This window comes from Streptomyces araujoniae, assembly GCF_050871195.1.
Lineage (GTDB): Bacteria > Actinomycetota > Actinomycetes > Streptomycetales > Streptomycetaceae > Streptomyces > Streptomyces bacillaris.
This window is the reverse complement of record NZ_CP194070.1, coordinates 2129920-2148066: the sequence shown is the minus strand read 5'-3', so window position 1 is coordinate 2148066 and position 18147 is coordinate 2129920. Positions and strand designations below refer to the sequence as shown.

Here is an 18147-nt window from a genome sequence, read left to right as displayed (position 1 = left end):
GGCGGCCATGAGCACCCCGCACCCGGGCTCCCCGCCCACCGGCGAACTGCCGTTCTTCGTCTACGGGACGCTGCTCCCCGGCGAACCCAACCACGAGCTGTTCCTCCGGGGCCGTACGACGGGGGAGCGGCCCGCCGTCCTGCCCCGGGCCCTGCTGTACGACGGGCCCGGCTACCCGTACGCCATCGAGGGCCACGGCCGGGTCCACGGCACCCTGCTCACCGCCGTGCCCGGTGTGTACGGCGAACTGCTCGGGCTCCTGGACCACCTGGAGGAGTACCTCGGCCCCGGCCACCCGCGCAATCTGTACGAGCGGGTCGTCCGGGAGGTCGAACTGCCGGGGGAGAGCGGCGAAGGGGCGGACGGCCCGGGGCGGGACCGCGCGGTGGAAGGCCACCCGGGGCACGGCAGGGCGGAGGAGGGCGAGGGGAGCGCCGTCGGTGCGGGGCCGGTGCGGGCCTGGGTCTATCTCGCCGCTGCCGCCGTCACCCGCTCCCTCCGGACCGGCGGCAGCCTCATCGACGGCGGCCGATGGGTCACCGGGAGGCCTCCGGGCGGACCGCGCACACCGTGAACCCCGGCATCCGCGACACCGGGCCGAGCACCGGGCCGATCACCGGGTCGGTCGGCGCGCCGCCCATGCCGGCCTGAGGCGCTGGGCCGGAGCCTGGGAGCCGGGCCGGAGCGTGTGGGGCCTGAGGGGGGGGCGGCCGGAGCGGCTGGCCCTGCTCAGGGCGTTCCGCGGCCAATGGGCCTCGCCCGAGCGTCTGCCTGAGCCAACGGCCCCCGCTCAGCGCCTGCCTGAGCCAATGGGCCTCGCCCGAGCGTCTGCCTGAGCCGACGGCCCCGTTCAGCGCCTGCCAGGGCCAATGGGCCTCGCCCGAGCGTCTGCCTGAGCCGACGGGCCCCGTTCAGTGCCTGCCGGGGCCAACGGCCCCCGCCCGAGCGCCTGCTTGAGCCAACGGCCCCCGCTCAGCGCGAGCCAACCGCCCCCGTTCAGCGCCCCGCCGACGCCAGTGCCTCGGCCACGCCCCCCTCCTGCGGGCCCAGGAAGTGCGGGTCGGGGCGGAACAGGGCCTCCAGGGCCGCCTTCCCCGACGCGGCCAGCTCGCGGGCGCCGCCGTAGTACCACGTCGCGTCGCGGGGCTCGTCGACCCCGACCCCGTACGCGTCGATCCCCGCGGAGCGGCAGAGAGTGGTCGCCCGGTGGATGTGGAAGCCCTGGCTCACCAGCACCGCCCGGTCGACCCCGAATATCTTCTTGGCGCGCGCGCACGAGTCCCAGGAGTCGAACCCCGCGTAGTCGCTGACGATCCGGTCGTCCGGCACCCCGCGCTCGGTCAGATACGTCCGCATCGCGTCCGGCTCGTCGTACTCCACGCGGCTGTTGTCGCCGGTGACCAGGACGACCTTCGCCTTCCCCGTGCGGTACAGCTCGGCCGCCGCGTCCAGGCGGTGGGCCAGATACGGGGTCGGCCGGCCTTTCCACAGCCCGGCGCCGAACACCATGACGACCTCACCGGCCGGGGCGTCCGCCGTGGTCCCCACCCGGTCACCCGCCCCCAGCCGCATCCAGGTCGCGGGCAGCAGGGCCAGCACGCACAGGGCCATCACGCCCTGCACGGCGAGCCGTCGGCCCCGCCGGGAGCGCGGCAGCCGCAGCGGTGGGAGCCGCAGCCGCGCCCGTCGCGGCCGTGGCCCCTCTCTCCCGTCCCCGGCCGCCCGCACCCGTCGCAGCTTCCGTACCGCTCCTGCCGCTCCTGACGCTTGTGCCGCTCGTGCTTCTTGTCCCTCTCGCACCCGTCGCATGCGAGCCCCCCTCGTCGTCCGTACCGTCTCCGTACCGTCCTGCGGTCTCACCTCACCTGACGAGCGAAACGCCCGAAAGGTTCGTCGATCGGCAGATAGGGGTGCAGGCCCCACCCCCTACACCGGCAGGCCCCACCCCCCCCACACACAGACCCCCGCCCCGCACACCGGCCGCCCCCCCATGAGCCGGAGGTAAGCCACCGTCACCCTCACGCAACGGCCCGGCAACCTCCGCCCGGCACCATCGGTCCATGACGGAGCCGCCCACGCAGCACTCCCGCCGGCCGCCGGACCCGCGCCCGCCCTCGTCCTCGCCCCCGCCCCCGTTCCCCGGAGGCGAAAGCGGAGGCGGCCCCAGCCACGAGAGCCCCGGCCACGACAGCCCCCGCCCCGGCCCCGGCACCCCCGGCCCCAGCCACGACAGCCCCGGCCCCGGCGGCCCCGGCAGCCGCGTCCCCGCCAGCCCGAGCCCCGGCAGCGACGACAGCCCCGGCCACAAATCGGCGCCCGGCCACACCACCGTGCCCCTCGACAGCACCGCGCAGCTCCTCACCCGCGTCACCGCCCAGCTCGCCACCCAACTCAGCCTCGTCTCCCGGAACGGAACCCGCCGACCCATGGACCGCACCCGACCCATGGACCGCACCCGGCCCCCCGCCGCAGCAGGCGCCCAGCCCCCCGCCGCAGCAGGCGCCCCGCCCTCCGCGTACGCCCCGCCCTCCGCGTACGCCCCGGGCGGCGACCCGCCCACCCTCCTCCTCGTCGCCCACGGCAGCCGCGACCCGCGAGCCCTGCGGACCGTCCTCGCGCTCCTGGACCGGGTCCGCGACCTGCGCCCCGGGCTGGACGTCCGGCTCGGCCACTTCGAGCTGAACCGGCCACTGCTCCCCGCCGCCCTGGACGGCCTGCGCGGGGCCGACGCCGTCCTCGTACCGCTGCTCCTGGGCCGCGGCCACCACGTCAAGCGCGACCTGCCCGCCGCCGCGGCCGCCGCCCCCTTCGTGCGGACCCGGATCGCCGCCCCCCTCGGGCCGCACCCCCTCCTGGTGGAGGCGCTGTACGGGCGGCTCGTGGAGGCGGGCTGGGACGCCGCCGAGCAGGGCGACCGCCACACCGCCGTGGTCCTCGCGGCGGCCGGGTCCCGCGACCCCGACTCGGCCCAGGACACCCGGCGTACGGCCCGGATGCTCCAAGAACGGCTCGGCGGGGTGCCCGTCGTCCCCGCCTACGCCTCCGCCACCACCCCCACCGTCCCCGCCGCCCTGCGCCGGCTGGCCGCCCGGGGCCGGCACCGTACCTTCGTCGCCTCGTACTTCACCGCGCCCGGCCGCCTCGCGAGCGCCGCCGCCGGGGCCGCGCCCCGCGCGGCCGCCGCCCTTCCGCTCGGCGCCCACCCCGCCCTGGCCCGCCTCCTCCTCCACCGCTACGACCAGGCCGTGTCGGCCACCGCCCCCGCCGCGGCAGTGAGGTTGCTCGCTTCCGCCTGACTCCCCGGCCCGCTCACGGCGCGTTGTCGGTCCCGGTCGCTACTGTCGGAACCATGGACGGGACACAGGGCGTACGCGGGGCGGAACAGACAGACGGCACGGAAGGTGCCCGGAGCGCACAGAGCGGGACCGGACCGGTGCCGTACGGGCCTGCCGACACCGAGCGCTTCGACACCGAGCCGGACAAGCGCCCCGGCCGCACCGCCTTCCAGCGCGACCGGGCCCGGGTGCTGCACTCCGCCGCGCTGCGCAGGCTCGCCGGGAAGACCCAGGTGGTCACCCCCGGCACCCGCTCCCACGCCTGGGACGCCAGCCCCCGCACCCGCCTCACCCACTCCCTGGAGTGCGCCCAGGTCGGCCGGGAGCTGGGCGCGGTCCTCGGCTGCGACCCGGATCTGGTGGAGACGGCCTGCCTCTCCCACGACATGGGCCACCCGCCCTTCGGCCACAACGGCGAGCAGGCGCTCAACGACTTCGCCTCGGACTGCGGCGGTTTCGAGGGCAACGCCCAGTCGCTGCGGCTGCTGACCCGCCTGGAGCCCAAGCGCTTCGTCCACGACCCGCGCACCGGCGAACTGGTCAGCGTCGGCCTCAATCTGACCCGGGCCGCCCTGGACGCCGCCACCAAGTACCCCTGGCCGCGCGGCGCGCACCCCACCGACCCGCACTCGGTGAAGTTCGGGGTGTACGCGGACGACCTGCCGGTCTTCGAGTGGGCCCGCAAGGGGGCGCCCGAGGGCCGCACCTGCTTCGAGGCCCAGGTGATGGACTGGTCCGACGACGTGGCGTACTCGGTGCACGACTTCGAGGACGGGCTGCACGCCGGGCACATCGACCCCAACTGCCTCTACGCCGAGCCGGAGCGCGATGCGATCTTCGCGGTCGCCATCGGCCGGTACGTCCCCGCCGACACCAACCCCCAGGAGCTGGCCGACGCGCTGGACCGGCTGATCGAGCAGGAGTGGTGGCCGCACGGCTACGACGGCTCCGCCGTGGCGCAGGCCCGGCTGAAGGACGCCACCAGCCAGCTCATCGGCCGGTTCTGCACGGAGGCCGAGACCGCCACCCGCGCCGTCCACGGCCCCGGCCGCCTCACCCGGTACGGGGCGGAGCTGGTCGTTCCGCGCACGGTCCGCAACGAGTGCGCGGTCCTCAAGGCGGTCGCCGACCGCTATGTGATGCAGCGCGCCGAGCAGGAGACCCTCCGCGCCGACCAGCGCATCGTCATCGCCGAGCTGGCCGCCGCCCTCACCGCCCGCGCGCCCGAGGGCCTGGAACCGCACTTCCGCGCGCTGTTCGACCAGGCGACCGACGACCACGCCCGCAAGCGTGTCCTGGTCGACCAGATCGCGGCTCTCACCGACGCCTCCGCACGATCCCTGCACGCCGCACTCACCGAGCGCCGGGGCTGAGGGGCAGACTGGAAAGTGACCACTGGGGGTGACCTGTTCGGGGCACACCCTCTTTCGTCATCACGCTGCGTGCGGGACGCTCGCAGCCGGGGGCGCCGCGCAGCACAGTACTGAGGAGGCATCAAGTGGTCGACGCACATCGGACATTCGTCATCGTCGGAGCGGGACTCGCAGGGGCGAAGGCGGCCGAGACACTCCGCGCGGAAGGGTTCACCGGCCGGGTGATCCTCATCGGGGACGAGCGCGACCACCCCTATGAGCGGCCACCGCTCTCCAAGGGCTACCTCGGCGGCAAGGAGGAGCGCGACAGCGTCTTCGTGCACGAGCGCCCCTGGTACGCGGGTGCCGACATCGAACTCCACCTCGGCCAGCCCGTCACCGCCCTTGACCGGTACGCGAAGACCGTGCAGCTCGGTGACGGCACCGTCGTCCACTACGACAAGCTGCTGCTGGCCACCGGCTCCGAGCCCCGCCGCCTCGACATCCCCGGCACCGACCTCGCGGGCGTCCACCACCTGCGCCGCCTCGCCCACGCCGACCGGCTGCGCAACGTGCTCGCCGCCCTCGGCCGGGACAACGGCCACCTGGTGATCGCCGGAGGCGGCTGGATCGGCCTGGAGGTCGCCGCCGCCGCCCGGGGTTACGGGGCGGAGGTCACCGTCGTCGAGCCGTCGGCCACCCCGCTCCACCAGGTCGTCGGCCCCGAGCTGGGCCAGATCTTCACCGAACTGCACAGCTCGCACGGCGTCCGCTTCCACTTCGGCGCCCGCCTCACCGAGATCATCGGCCAGGACGGCATGGTGCTGGCCGCCCGCACCGACGACGGCGAGGAGCACCCCGCCCACGACGTGCTCGCCGCGATCGGCGCCGCCCCGCGCTCCGCCCTCGCGGAGGCCGCCGGGCTGGAGATGGCCGAGCGGGCACAGGGCGGCGGCATCGCCGTGGACGCCTCGCTGCGCACCTCGGACCCGCACATCTACGCCGCCGGGGACGTCGCCGCCGTCGCCCACCCGCTGCTCGGCGTCCGGCTGCGCGTCGAGCACTGGGCCAACGCCCTCAACAGCGGACCGGCCGCCGCCCGCGCCATGCTCGGCCAGGAGGTGACGTACGACCGGGTGCCGTACTTCTTCTCCGACCAGTACGACCTGGGCCTGGAGTACTCCGGCTGGGCGCCGCCCGGCAGTTACGACGAGGTGATCATCCGGGGGGACGCGGGGAAGCGCGAGTTCATCGCGTTCTGGCTGAAGGACCGCCGTGTCCTGGCCGGGATGAACGTCAACGTGTGGGACGTGACGGAGACGATCCAGGAGCTGATCCGGGCCGGTCAGCAGCACGATCCGGAAGCGCTGGCCGATCCGTCGGTGGAGCTGTCGTCCCTGCTCTGACCACCTGCGCGGGGACCGGGGCCGGGCTCTTCGGGCCTCGGAGGAGCACGAGAAGGAAGAGCGCGGCCATCACGGCGACCCCCGCCCACATGGCCTGCTGCCAGCCGTCGACGAAGGACCGCTGGGCGGCGTCCAGGAGTGCCTGGCGGTGCGGTCCCGCGTCGCCCGCCGCCTCGACCGCGTGGGCGACCCCCTCGCGCGCGGTGTCCGCCGCGCCTTCCGGGATGCCGTCCAGCCGGCCGTCCACGGCACCGCGGTAGCCGGCCGACAGCAGCGCACCGAGCAGGGCGACCCCCAGCGCGGTGCCGAACTCGCGGGTCACGTCGTTCAGCGCGGACGCCACACCCTGGCGCTCCCGCGGCAGAGCGGCGGTGATGGCCTCGGTGGAGGGGGTCATCGCCAGCCCCATGCCGAGGCCCATGGCGAGCATGCCGGGAAGGACCGACAGGTAGCCGCCGCCCACGGAGACCAACAGGGCCATCAGCGCCAGTCCCGTGCCGCCCAGCGCGACCCCCGCCGCCATGGTCGTACGGGCCCCGACCCGTGCGGCCAGCCGCGGGGCGAGCCCGGACGCCAGCATCATCAGGACGGCCATCGGCATCAGCGCCAGGGTGGACAGCAGTCCGGACCAGCCCAGCACCGCTTGGAGGAACGGGAAGAGCACCACGGCGATCCCCGCCTGCACCCCGAAGACGACCAGCAGCGTGACCGAACCGCCGGCGAGCCGCCGCTCACGGAAGAGCCGTACGTCCAGCAGGGCACTCTCCCGGCGGTGCAGCTCCCGGGCCACGAAGGCGACGGTGGCGAGGGCGCCGACGGCGAGGGCGGAGAGGGTGACGGGGTGGCTCCACCCCTTCTCCGGGCCTTCCTGGAGAGCGAAGATGAGGCCGGTCACGGCGACGACCGAGGCCAGCGCGCCGACGGTGTCGAAGGAGTGCCCGGTCCGCTCCCGGGAGTCGGGCACCGAGCGCACCGTCATCGCGAGCGCCACCACGATCAGCACGACCGGCAGGACGAACAGCCACCGCCAGCTCGCCACGTCCACCAGCAGCGCGGAGAGGAACATCCCGATGATGCCGCCGCCCCCGGCGACGCCGGTCCAGACGCCGATCGCCCTGCCGCGCTCCTCCTCGGGGAAGGTGGAGGTGATCACGGCCAGCGTGATCGGCATGATCATCGCGGCCCCGATTCCGCTGAGGACCCGGGCGCCGAGCATGACCCCGGCCGTCGGCGCCAGCCCCGCCAGCACGCTCGCGGCGCCGAAGACGGTCAGCCCGGCCACCAGCATCGGTTTCCGGCCGATCCGGTCACCGACCGCGCCGAGCGGCAGCAGGAGCGCCGCCAGGGTCAGGGTGTAGATGTTGATGATCCACAGGACCGTGGACTGGGAGGCGCCGAACTCGACGGCCAGATCGGTCTGCGCCACGTTCAGCCCGGAGACCGACGCGATGACCGCCATCAGCGCGACCGAGACGGCGATCAGGATCATGCGGAGGCGGCGCGGACCGGGCGGGTCCGGTTCGACGGCCCCGGGAGTCCGGGGTCCGGGACCGGCTCCGGATGCCGGTCCCGGCGCGGGCGGATGCGTTCTCATGGGTGCCTCTCATGTCGTACGGGGCCCGGCCCTTCCGGACCCGCGCCACGACGCTAGGCGCGTTTTGCGGTCAAGGCATACAATGTTGCGCATGGAGCAAGATGATGGCGACCTGGACAGCCTCGTACGCAAACGCATCCGCGCCCTGCGGGTGGCCCAGGGCTGGTCCCTGGAGGAACTGGCCGGACGGGCGAACCTCAGCCAGTCCTCGCTCAGCCGCATCGAGAACGGGCAGCGCCGCCTCGCCCTGGACCAGCTCGTCACGCTCGCCCGGGCCCTGGACACCACCCTCGACCAGCTCGTGGAGACCGCCTCCGACGACGTCATCACCAGCCCGATGATCGACGGCGCCCACGGGCTGATGCGCTGGCCCGTCAAGGGCGACCCCGGTATGACCGTCGTACGGCAGCGGATGACCGAACCGCCCCCGGACAACCCGGCCCGGATGCGCGCCCACCCCGGCCGGGAGTGGCTCGTCGTCCTCTCCGGGACCGCGACCCTCATGCTGGGCCACCGCCGCTTCCGCGTGGAGACCAACCAGGCCGCAGAGTTCCCCACGATGCTGCCGCACGCCATCGGGGCCGAGGGCGGCCCGTGCGAGATCCTCGGGATCTTCGACCGCGACGCCCGCCGCGGCCATCTGCGCGAGGGCCGGGGAGCCGCGAAGGACTGCGCGCCGGACCTGCCGAACACGACATGACGCCCGGAGCGCGTACGGGCTCCGCTTGCGCGCCCCGCATCGGCGGCGGCCGACTCCTTGCCAGTACCGGGAGACGTCGTGCCGTACGGGCATGGCCGCCCTAGCGTGGGACCCATGACGCACGCACACACCACGCAGGCACCCGCCCACGGCCACGGCCACGCCCACACGTCGGACCACCACGTCGAGGGGGAGATCCTGGAGCTGGACGCCCAGGTGCTCGCCGAGCACACCGCCGCCCTCATCGACCGGCTCCCGCTCCAGGCGCCGCCCCGCCGGATCGTCGACCTCGGGTGCGGCACGGGCGCGGGCACCTTCGCCCTTCTCGGCCGCTTCCCCGAGGCCCACGTCACCGCCGTCGACACCTCTGCCGCCCACCTCCAGCGAGTACGCGAGAAGGCGTGCGCCCGGGGCGACGAGGGGCGCGTACGGACCGTGCAGGCCGATCTCGACGCCGCCGACTGGCCCGACCTCGGCACCCCCGACCTGGTGTGGGCGTCGGCCTCGATGCACCACATGGCCGACCCCGACCGGGCCCTGCGCACCGTCCACGGCCTGCTCGCCCGCGGCGGGCTCCTCGCCGTGGTGGAGCTGTCCGGCTTCCCCCGCTTCCTGCCCGCCGACGCCCCCGCGGAGCGGCCCGGCCTGGAGGAGCGGTGCCACGGGGCGAGCGTCCGCTTCCACGCCGAACACGTGCCGCACCGGGGCGCCGACTGGGGCCCGAAGCTGACCGGCGCCGGGTTCACGGTCGAGGACGAGCACGTGATCACGGTGGACATCGGCCAGGACACCGGCCGGACGGAAGGGCCCCGCGCCGGGACGATCGGGGCCTACGCCCTCAGCAGCCTCCGCCGGCTGCGCCGCAGCGTGGCCGACGCGCTCGCGCCCGAGGACCTGGCCGCGCTCGACCGGCTGCTCGACACCGGGGGCCCCGGCTCCCTGCTCCGCCGCGACGACCTCGCCGTACGGACCGAACGCACCGTCTGGGCCGCCCGCCGCCCGGCCTGATCCGCGGCGCGGGCGCGTCCGGGGGCGGGGCCCGGAACCCGGCGGGCGTCAGGCTGTCCGACCTCACCCGTAGACTTCATCCGTGGCCGGCAGGATCAACGATGACGACGTGAAGGCGGTACGGGACGCGGTCCCGATCGACTCCGTGGTGTCCGAGTACCTCCAGCTACGCAGCGCGGGCGGCGGAAACCTCAAGGGCCTCTGCCCCTTCCACGACGAGAAGTCCCCCTCCTTCCAGGTCAGCCCCGGCAAGGGCCTGTTCCACTGCTTCGGCTGCCAGGAGGGCGGCGACACCATCGCGTTCGTGATGAAGATCGACCACCTCTCCTTCTCGGAGACGGTCGAGCGCCTCGCCGCCAAGGCGGGCATCACCCTGCGGTACGAGGAGGGCGGCTACAACCCCTCCCACCAGCGCGGCGAGCGGATCCGGCTGATCGAGGCCCACCAGGCCGCGGCCGAGTTCTACGTCCGCGCGCTGGAGAGCCCCGAGGCCGAGATCGGCCGGAAGTTCCTCGCCGAGCGCGGCTTCGACCAGGAGGCCGCGGCCCACTTCCGCGTCGGCTACAGCCCGGCCGGGTGGGACCACCTCACCCGCTATCTGCGCGGCAAGGGCTTCAGCGACAAGGAGCTGATCACCTCCGGCCTCTCCCAGGACGGCCGCCGGGGCCCCATCGACCGCTTCCGCGGCCGGCTGATGTGGCCGATCAGCGACACCGCGGGCGATGTGGTCGGCTTCGGCGCCCGCAAGCTCCGCGACGACGACAACGGCCCGAAGTACCTGAACACCCCCGAGACCCCGATCTACAAGAAGTCCCAGGTGCTGTACGGCATCGACCTGGCCAAGAAGGACATCGCCAAGGCCAGTCGGGCCGTCGTCGTCGAGGGGTACACCGACGTCATGGCCTGCCATCTCGCCGGGGTCACCACCGCCATCGCCACCTGTGGCACCGCCTTCGGCAACGACCACATCAAGATCCTGCGCCGCCTCCTCATGGACAACGGCAGCGCCCGCGTGATCTTCACCTTCGACGGCGACGCCGCCGGCCAGAAGGCCGCCCTGCGCGCCTTCGAGGACGACCAGAAGTTCGCCGCCGAGACCTACATCGCCATCGCCCCGGACGGCATGGACCCCTGCGACCTGCGGCTGGTCAAGGGCGACGACGCCGTACGCGACCTGGTCGAGCCGCGCACCCCGCTCTTCGAGTTCGCCCTGCGCCAGATCGTCGGCCGGTACGACCTGGAGACCCCGGCGGGCCGGGCGGCCGCGCTCGACGAGGCCGCCGCCGTCGTCGCCAAGATCAAGACCAGCAGCGTGCAGCGGGAGGTGGCGGTCCAGCTCGCCGGGTTCGTCGGCATCCTGGACCAGGAGTTCGTGGTCCGCCGCGTCGCCCAACTGGCCCGCTGGGCCCGCGACAAGGGCGGCGAGGGCCGGGGCGGCGACGGACGCGGCGGCCGGGGCCCGGGCCCCCAGGACCGCCGTGGCGGCGACCCCCGGTCCGCCCAGGCCTACCCCCCCGCCGGCCGCACCGCCTCCTCCGGCCCCGCCCTCCACCTCCGCAGCCCCGCCCACCGCACCGAGCGCGAGCTGCTGAAGCTGGCCCTCCAGAAGCCCGCACTGGTCTGCCCGGCCTTCGACGCGTACGGCGCGGACGAGTTCACCGCCCCGCCCTACACCGCCGTGCGCCGCTGCATCGAGGAGGCGGGCGGCGCCGAGCGCGGGCTCGGGGACAGCCGCGAGTATCTGGTCGCCGTCATGGACGCGGCCCCCGACGACACCGTCCGCAGCCTCGTCACCGAGCTGGCGGTCGAGGTCTTCCACGGCAAGACGATCGACGAGAACTACGCGGGCGTCCAGCTCGTCCAGGTCCGGCTCCGCGCCGTCGACCGCCGCATCGACGACGTACAGAGCAGCCTCGCCCGCCTCGGCAGCAACGTGGCCCCCCACGAGCTGGCCGCCGCGCAGAACGAGGTCTGGGTCCTCCAGCAGTACGCCCAGTCCTTGCGGGCCCGGGGCGCCGACGCGCTCTGAGCGGCCGGGGCCTCCCCAGGCCCGCTCCGGACCCGGGAGCAGTAACCGCCCGGTGACCGAACGGAATCAGAAAGTCCCCGCACGCCCCTCGTGACAACCCTGTGCCGTGCCCCACACTGGGGCTGCCAGAGTCATCGGAGTGCGCGGGCCCGATCTGTCTCGACCCAGGGCCCCGGCGCGGACCTCCGTCCCGTCATCAGGCAGCGATCACCTGGAGGTCGCCCCCGTGCAGACCCGGACCGTGACGAGCACGACCGAGCACATGTCGGTGATTCCCACGCAGAACCGGGCCGTCCGCCACCCGGAGAACCCGCGGGAGAGCCTTCCGGACAGCTCCCGGGAGAACCCTCCGGAGAACCCGCAGGGGAGCCCCCGGGAGGACCACCCGGAGACCGCGGCCGACGGCCCGCCCGCACGGGCCACCGACGCGGTCACGAGCGCATCCGAGGCCGTCATGGAGGAAGCGGAGGACGCCCCCGAACCCCGCGAGGCGCGGAACCGGGCGGAGAACGGCGGCCCCACCTCCGACCTCTTCCGGCAGTATCTGCGCGAGATCGGCCGCATCCCGCTCCTCACCGCCGCCGAGGAGGTCGAGCTGGCCCGCCGCGTGGAGGCCGGGCTCTTCGCGGAGGAGCGACTCGCGGGCACCCCGGACCTGGACTCCCGGCTCGCGGGCGACCTGGACCGGCTCGTCGTCATGGGCCGCACCGCCAAGCGCCGGCTCATCGAGGCCAACCTCCGCCTGGTCGTCTCCGTCGCCAAGCGGTACGTGGGGCGCGGGCTGACCATGCTCGACCTGGTCCAGGAGGGGAACCTCGGGCTGATCCGGGCGGTGGAGAAGTTCGACTACGCCCGGGGCTACAAGTTCTCCACGTACGCGACCTGGTGGATCCGCCAGGCGATGTCCCGCGCCCTGGCCGACCAGGCCCGGACGATCCGCGTCCCCGTCCATGTCGTGGAACTGATCAACCGGGTGGTCCGCGTCCAGCGCAGACTGCTCCAGGAACGCGGGTACGAGCCCACCGCCGACGAGGTCGCCGCCCAGCTCGACCTGACCCCGGAGCGGGTCACCGAAGTCCTGCGCCTGGCCCAGGAGCCGGTCTCCCTGCACGCCCCCGTCGGGGAGGAGGACGACGTCTCCTTCGGCGACCTCATCGAGGACGGCGACGCCGCCTCACCCGTCGAGTCCGCCGCCTTCCTGCTGCTGCGCGAACACCTGGAGGCGGTCCTCTCCACCCTCGGGGAGCGCGAACGCAAGGTCGTCCAGCTCCGCTACGGCCTGGAGGACGGGCGGCCCCGCACCCTGGAGGAGATCGGCCGGATCTTCGGCGTGACGCGCGAACGCATCCGCCAGATCGAGTCCAAGACCCTCAGCAGGCTGCGGGACCACGCCTTCGCCGACCAGCTCCGCGGCTACCTGGACTGATCCCGGGCCGGCACCCCGCCCCGGCCTCAGTCCACCTCCGCCAGCGCCTCCGCGAACTGCGCCGCGTACAGCCGGGCGTACGCCCCGCCCGCCGCCAACAGCTCCGCGTGCGTGCCCTGTTCCACGATCGACCCGTTCTCCATCACCAGGATCACGTCCGCGTCCCGGATCGTGGAGAGCCGGTGCGCGATCACGAACGACGTACGCCCGTGGGCCAGGCGCGCCATCGCCTTCTGGATCAGCACCTCGGTCCGGGTGTCCACCGAGCTGGTCGCCTCGTCCAGCACCAGGATCACCGGGTCGGAGAGGAACGCCCGCGCGATGGTGATCAGCTGCTTCTCGCCCGCGCTGACCCCGGAGCCCTCGTCGTCGATCACCGAGTCGTACCCGTCGGGCAGCGTCCGGACGAACCGGTCCGCGTGCGCCGCCCGGGCCGCCTCCTCGATCTCCTCCCGGGTGACCGCGCGCGCGGCGCCGTACGCGATGTTCTCCGCGATGGAACCGCCGAACAGCCAGGTGTCCTGGAGCACCATGCCGATCCGCGACCGCAGATCGGCCCGGGACACCTGCGCCACGTCGACGCCGTCGAGCGTGATCCGCCCGTCGGTCACCTCGTAGAACCGCATCAGCAGATTGACCAGCGTGGTCTTGCCCGCCCCGGTCGGGCCGACGATCGCGACCGTCTGCCCCGGCTCCACGCTCAGCGACAGATTCTCGATGAGCGGCTTCTCCGGCTCGTAGCGGAAGGACACCTTCTCCAGCGAGACCCGCCCCGTCAGCTCCTTCGGCAGTTCGCCGCGCTCCGGGTCCGGGCCCTGCTCCTCCGCGTCCAGCAGCTCGAAGACCCGCTCGGCCGAAGCGACGCCCGACTGCACCAGGTTGGCCATCGAGGCGACCTGCGTCAGCGGCATCGAGAACTGCCGGGAGTACTGGATGAACGCCTGCACGTCACCGATCGACAGCGTGCCCGAGGCGACCCGCAGCCCGCCCACGACCGCCACCAGCACGTAGTTGATGTTCGAGATGAAGAACATCAGCGGCTGCATCAGCCCGCTGGCGAACTGTGCCTTGAACCCGGCCTCGTACAGCGCCTCGTTCTGCTCGGCGAAGTCCCGCGCGGACTCCTCCTGCCGCCCGAACACCTTCACCAGGGTGTGCCCGGTGTACATCTCCTCGATATGGGCGTTGAGCCGTCCCGTCACCTGCCACTGCTTCACGAACTGTGGCTGCGACCGCTTGCCGACCTGCGTCGCCACGACCACCGACAGCGGGATCGTCACCAGCGCGACCAGCGCCAGCAGCGGCGAGATCCAGACCATCATGATCAGTACGCCGACGATGGTCAGCAGCGAGTTGATGAGCTGCCCCATCGTCTGCTGGAGCGTCTGCGAGATGTTGTCGATGTCGTTGGTCGCCCGGCTCAGCACCTCACCGCGCTTGGCCCGGTCGAAGTACGACAGCGGCAGCCGCGCCAGCTTCGTCTGGAGGTCCTCCCGCAGCTGGAAGACGATCCGGTTGATCACCCGGATCGACAGCCGCGTGGCCACCAGCATCAGCGCCCCGGCGGCCAGGTAGATCACCAGCACGGCCAGCAGCACGCCGCCCACCGCACCGAAGTCGATGCCCCGCCCCGGGGTGAAGTCCACCCCCGAGAGCATGTCGGCCATCGAACCGCTGCCCTCCGCGCGCAGCCCCTCGATCGCCTCCGCCTTCGTGGTGGCGCCCGTCAGCTGCCGGCCGACCACCCCCGCGAAGATCAGGTCGGTCGCCTTCCCCAGGATCTTCGGCCCGGCCACCGACAGCCCCACGCTGGCCGTCACCGCCGCCAGCATCAGCCAGAGGGAGAGCTTCTCCCGGCCGAACCGCCGCAGCAGCCGCTTGCCCGACCCCTTGAAGTCCATCGACCGCTCGGTGGGCGCGCCCCCGGCCATCATCCGTCCGCCAGGACCGGCCATCACGCGGCCTCCGCTTCCGTCAGCTGGGAGAGCACGATCTCCCGGTACGTCTCATTGCCGCCCATCAGCTCGTGATGGGTACCGCTGCCCACGACCCGCCCCTCGTCCAGCACCAGGATCCGGTCGGCGTCACGGATGGTGGAGACCCGCTGCGCCACGATCACCACGGTCGCCGCGGCCGTCTCCCGGGCCAGCGCCGCCCGCAGCGCCGCGTCGGTCGCGTAGTCCAGCGCCGAGAACGAGTCGTCGAAGAGATAGATCTCCGGCCGCTGCACCAGCGTCCGCGCGATGGCGAGCCGCTGCCGCTGACCGCCCGACACATTGGTGCCGCCCTGGGCGATCGGCGCCTCCAGCCCGTGCTCCAGTCCCGCCACGAACTCCTTGGCCTGTGCCACCTCCAGCGCGTGCCACAGCTCCTCGTCGGTGGCGTCCGGATTCCCGTACCGCAGGTTCGTCGCCACCGTCCCCGAGAAGAGGTACGGCTTCTGCGGCACCAGGGACACCGTCTTCGCCAGCAGCACCGGATCCAGCGTCCGCACGTCCTCGCCGTCGACCAGCACCTCGCCGTCCGTCACGTCGAACAGCCGGGGTACGAGACCGAGCAGCGTGGACTTCCCGCTTCCGGTGGATCCGATGATCGCGGTGGTCTCCCCGGGGCGCGCCACCAGGTCGACGGCCCGCAGTACCGGCTCCTCGGCACCCGGGTAGCGGAACTCCGCACCGCGCACCTCCAGCTGCCCGTGCCGACGCAGCTCGGTGACGGGGGAGACGGGAGGCACGACACTGGAATCCGTGCCGAGCACCTCCTCGATGCGCTCGGCGCACACCTCGGCGCGCGGCACCATCATGAACATGAAGGTGGCCATCATCACCGCCATCACGATCTGCATCAGATACGCGAGGAACGCGGTCAGCGCACCGATCTGCATCCCGCCGCTGTCGATGCGGTGCGCGCCGAACCACACCACCGCGACGGACGACAGGTTGACCACCGTCATGACGGTCGGGAACATCAGCGCCATCAGCCGCCCGGTCGCCACCGACACATCGGTCAGCTCCGTGTTGGCCCCCCGGAACCGCTCCTCCTCGTAACCGTCGCGGACGAACGCCCGGATCACCCGGTTGCCGGTGATCTGCTCGCGCAGCACCCGGTTCACCGTGTCGAGCCGCTCCTGCATCGTCCGGAACAGCGGCCGCATCCTCTTCACGATGAGGCTCACCGAGATCCCGAGCACCGGCACCACCGCCAGCAGCACGGCCGAGAGCGGGACGTCCTGGCCGAGCGCCATGATGATGCCGCCGATACACATGATCGGCGCCGACACCATCAGCGTGAACGACATCAGCACCAGCATCTGGACCTGCTGGACGTCGTTGGTGGTCCGCGTGATCAGCGAGGGCGCCCCGAACCGCCCCAGCTCCCGGGCCGAGAACGACTGCACCCGGTCGAAGACCGCCGCCCGCACGTCCCGGCCCAGCGCCGAAGCGGTCCGGGCCCCGTAGAAGACGGCCCCCACGTTGCAGAGGACCTGGAGCACGCTGACGGCGATCATGAGGCCGCCGAACTCCAGGATGTAGCCGGCATCGCCCTTGACGACACCGTTGTCGATGATGTCCGCGTTCAGGCTGGGCAGATACAGGGTGGCGCAGGTCTGGAGCAGCTGGAGCAGGACCAGCAGCACGATGGGTTTCTTGTACGGGCCCAGATGGGCCCGCAGGAGTTTTATGAGCACGCGTGTCTCTCGGAGTCGGCCGTGTCTCTCTGAGTCGGCGGAGGGCAGAGGCCGACCAAGTTTCGCGTACGCCGTACTCCGACAGCGAGCCGTTTTCCCCAAACTCCGGTCAAGGCTGGAGCGGGCGCGGTGCTCCTACTGGCCCCCGCCGAAAGCCCCGGGGTGCAACTGGTCCCGGGTTGCCACGTACTGCTGACGCACCGCCCCGCCCACCGCCAGCTCGTCGCCCGGCTCCAGCACCTGGGCGGCGGCGCCCTGCCAGGACGGGGGAGTGCGCGGGTCGAGGGTGCCCTGCGAGACGCCGAGCGCCCAGGCCGCCTGCCGGGCCGCGCCGATCGCCGCGTACTGGGCGGGCTGCGGTACGACGACCTGCGTGCCGAAGAGCGCGGGCGCCAGGGCCTGTACGGCGGGCAGCTCGGCGGCGGCGCCGAGCAGGAAGACCCGGCGCACCTCCACGCCCCGCCCGCGCAGCACGTCCAGGGCGTCGGCCAGCGAGCAGAGCATCCCCTCGAAGGAGGCCCGCGCCAGATGCTCGGGCTTCATCGACTCGCGCCGCAGCCCGCAGAGGGTGCCGGCGGTGTGCGGGAGCTGCGGGGTGCGCTCGCCCTCCAGATACGGCAGCAGCACCAGCCCGGAGGCGCCGGGGGTGGACTTGAGCGCCAGGGCGGACAGCTCCTCCAGCCCGTCCACGCCGAGCATCTCGGCGGTGCCGCGCAGCGCCCGTACGGCATTGGAGACATGGACGACCGGCAGATGCATCCCGGTGGCGTCGGCGAAGGAGGTGATCATTCCACTGGAGTCGGCGAGCGCCTCGTGGTGGACGGCCATGACGGAACCGGAGGCCCCGAGCGAGACCACCGCGTCGCCCACCGCGACCCCGAGCCCGAAGGCCGCGGCCATCGTCTCACCGGTCCCGGCGGAGATCAGGAGCCCTTCCGGGGTCATCCCGGCGGACTCGGAGGGGCCGAGCACCTCGGGCAGGGCGGCCGGGTGGCCGAGGGCCAGCTCGACGAGGTCGGGCCGGTAGGACGCGGCCCCGGCCGACCAGTAGCCGGTTCCGGAGGCGGCGCCCCGGTCCGTGGTGCGCCGGGCGGGCCGGCCGAGCAGCTGCCACACGAGCCAGTCGTGCGGCTGGAGCACGGCGGCCACCCGCTGGGCGTGCTCCGGCTCGGTCCGGGCCAGCCACCGCAGCTTCGCCACCGGCTGCGAGGCCTGCGGTACGGCCCCGACGGCCTCGGCCCAGGCCTGCCGCCCGCCCAGCGAGTCGATCAGATCGGCCGCGGCCACCTGGGCCCGCCGGTCGTTGCCGAGCAGCGCGGGCCGCACGAGGTTGCCCTGCTGGTCCAGCGGGACGAGCCCGTGCTGCTGGGCGGAGACACCGATGGCCTGCACACCTTCGAGCAGCCCGCCGGAGGCCGCCTCACCGAGGGAGAGCAGCCAGGCCTGCGGATCGACCTCGGTGGCCTTGGCCTCGACCGGGTGGGCGGCATACCCCTCCCGGAGCACGGCACCTGAGTCCGTGTCGCAGACGACGATGTGAGTGAAGGCGGAAGAACTGTCCAGCCCCGCGACTATGCCCATACGGAGATTCTGCCGCACCGCGGGACGT

At 73.2% G+C, this 18147-nt stretch carries 13 protein-coding genes; 8 read left to right on the top strand and 5 right to left on the bottom strand.

The genetic code is table 11. The annotated features are described in order from the left end of the window. Positions 1-7: 7 nt before the first annotated feature. Positions 8-574, top strand: coding sequence for a gamma-glutamylcyclotransferase family protein (locus ACQ9ZG_RS09170; RefSeq protein ID WP_109917401.1), 567 nt, complete (start codon positions 8-10; stop codon positions 572-574). A gap of 422 nt (positions 575-996) precedes the next feature. On the opposite strand, the gene ACQ9ZG_RS09165 is transcribed toward ACQ9ZG_RS09170, so the two are convergent. Next, positions 997-1728, bottom strand: a complete 732-nt coding sequence (locus ACQ9ZG_RS09165) for a SanA/YdcF family protein (RefSeq protein WP_499280251.1) — start codon at positions 1726-1728, stop codon at positions 997-999. Between the two features lie 698 nt (positions 1729-2426). Here ACQ9ZG_RS09165 and ACQ9ZG_RS09160 point away from each other — a divergent pair. The 3 genes from ACQ9ZG_RS09160 (at position 2427) to ACQ9ZG_RS09150 (ending at position 6093) form a co-directional block, all read left to right on the top strand. Beyond that, complete coding sequence (locus tag ACQ9ZG_RS09160; RefSeq protein WP_499281584.1) at positions 2427-3296, top strand: sirohydrochlorin chelatase; 870 nt, start codon at positions 2427-2429, stop codon at positions 3294-3296. 53 nt (positions 3297-3349) lie between these two features. Beyond that, the gene (locus ACQ9ZG_RS09155; protein WP_109917615.1) at positions 3350-4708 is read left to right on the top strand and encodes a deoxyguanosinetriphosphate triphosphohydrolase; all 1359 of its coding nucleotides are present in this window, start codon (positions 3350-3352) and stop codon (positions 4706-4708) included. 125 nt (positions 4709-4833) lie between these two features. Then, positions 4834-6093, top strand: coding sequence for an NAD(P)/FAD-dependent oxidoreductase (locus ACQ9ZG_RS09150; protein WP_028415330.1), 1260 nt, complete (start codon positions 4834-4836; stop codon positions 6091-6093). Here the strand turns inward: ACQ9ZG_RS09150 and ACQ9ZG_RS09145 are convergent. Further along, positions 5984-7582, bottom strand: coding sequence for an MFS transporter (locus tag ACQ9ZG_RS09145; RefSeq protein ID WP_109916911.1), 1599 nt, complete (start codon positions 7580-7582; stop codon positions 5984-5986). The genes ACQ9ZG_RS09150 and ACQ9ZG_RS09145 overlap by 110 nt on opposite strands. Before the next feature lie 187 nt (positions 7583-7769). Between ACQ9ZG_RS09145 and ACQ9ZG_RS09140 the strand changes: the two genes are divergently transcribed. From ACQ9ZG_RS09140 to ACQ9ZG_RS09125, 4 genes are all read left to right on the top strand, one after another. Further along, positions 7770-8387: a helix-turn-helix domain-containing protein gene (locus ACQ9ZG_RS09140; RefSeq protein WP_084995865.1), complete on the top strand. Its 618-nt coding sequence runs from the start codon at positions 7770-7772 to the stop codon at positions 8385-8387. Between the two features lie 114 nt (positions 8388-8501). Continuing rightward, positions 8502-9395 (top strand): class I SAM-dependent methyltransferase, encoded by an 894-nt coding sequence (locus ACQ9ZG_RS09135; RefSeq protein WP_499280249.1) that lies wholly within the window; start codon positions 8502-8504, stop codon positions 9393-9395. 82 nt (positions 9396-9477) lie between these two features. Further along, entirely contained in the window at positions 9478-11424 is a 1947-nt protein-coding gene (gene dnaG, locus ACQ9ZG_RS09130) for a DNA primase (RefSeq protein ID WP_499280247.1), read from the top strand. Between the two features lie 226 nt (positions 11425-11650). After that, on the top strand, positions 11651-12850 hold the full coding sequence (locus ACQ9ZG_RS09125) for an RNA polymerase sigma factor (protein ID WP_109915538.1): 1200 nt from the start codon (positions 11651-11653) through the stop codon (positions 12848-12850). A gap of 26 nt (positions 12851-12876) precedes the next feature. Here ACQ9ZG_RS09125 and ACQ9ZG_RS09120 read toward each other — a convergent pair whose 3' ends face one another. The 3 genes from ACQ9ZG_RS09120 to ACQ9ZG_RS09110 all read right to left on the bottom strand — a co-directional run bounded on the left by ACQ9ZG_RS09120 (position 12877) and on the right by ACQ9ZG_RS09110 (position 18119). Beyond that, on the bottom strand, positions 12877-14805 hold the full coding sequence (locus tag ACQ9ZG_RS09120; RefSeq protein WP_028415335.1) for an ABC transporter ATP-binding protein: 1929 nt from the start codon (positions 14803-14805) through the stop codon (positions 12877-12879). Next, the gene (locus ACQ9ZG_RS09115) at positions 14805-16538 is read right to left on the bottom strand and encodes an ABC transporter ATP-binding protein (protein ID WP_018487005.1); all 1734 of its coding nucleotides are present in this window, start codon (positions 16536-16538) and stop codon (positions 14805-14807) included. Before ACQ9ZG_RS09115 ends, ACQ9ZG_RS09120 begins: the two co-directional genes overlap by 1 nt. A gap of 135 nt (positions 16539-16673) precedes the next feature. Next, positions 16674-18119, bottom strand: a complete 1446-nt coding sequence (locus tag ACQ9ZG_RS09110; RefSeq protein ID WP_028415336.1) for an FGGY family carbohydrate kinase — start codon at positions 18117-18119, stop codon at positions 16674-16676. Between the last annotated feature and the right edge of the window lie 28 nt (positions 18120-18147).

Coding starts and splice junctions, on each gene's coding strand:
- ACQ9ZG_RS09110 (WP_028415336.1), bottom strand. CDS start 18,119: ATGGGCATAGTCGCGGGGCTGGACAGTTCTTCCGCCTTCACTCACATC.
- ACQ9ZG_RS09155 (WP_109917615.1), top strand. CDS start 3,350: ATGGACGGGACACAGGGCGTACGCGGGGCGGAACAGACAGACGGCACG.
- ACQ9ZG_RS09135 (WP_499280249.1), top strand. CDS start 8,502: ATGACGCACGCACACACCACGCAGGCACCCGCCCACGGCCACGGCCAC.
- ACQ9ZG_RS09160 (WP_499281584.1), top strand. CDS start 2,427: ATGGACCGCACCCGACCCATGGACCGCACCCGGCCCCCCGCCGCAGCA.
- ACQ9ZG_RS09170 (WP_109917401.1), top strand. CDS start 8: ATGAGCACCCCGCACCCGGGCTCCCCGCCCACCGGCGAACTGCCGTTC.
- ACQ9ZG_RS09120 (WP_028415335.1), bottom strand. CDS start 14,805: ATGGCCGGTCCTGGCGGACGGATGATGGCCGGGGGCGCGCCCACCGAG.
- ACQ9ZG_RS09140 (WP_084995865.1), top strand. CDS start 7,770: ATGTTGCGCATGGAGCAAGATGATGGCGACCTGGACAGCCTCGTACGC.
- ACQ9ZG_RS09145 (WP_109916911.1), bottom strand. CDS start 7,582: ATGATCCTGATCGCCGTCTCGGTCGCGCTGATGGCGGTCATCGCGTCG.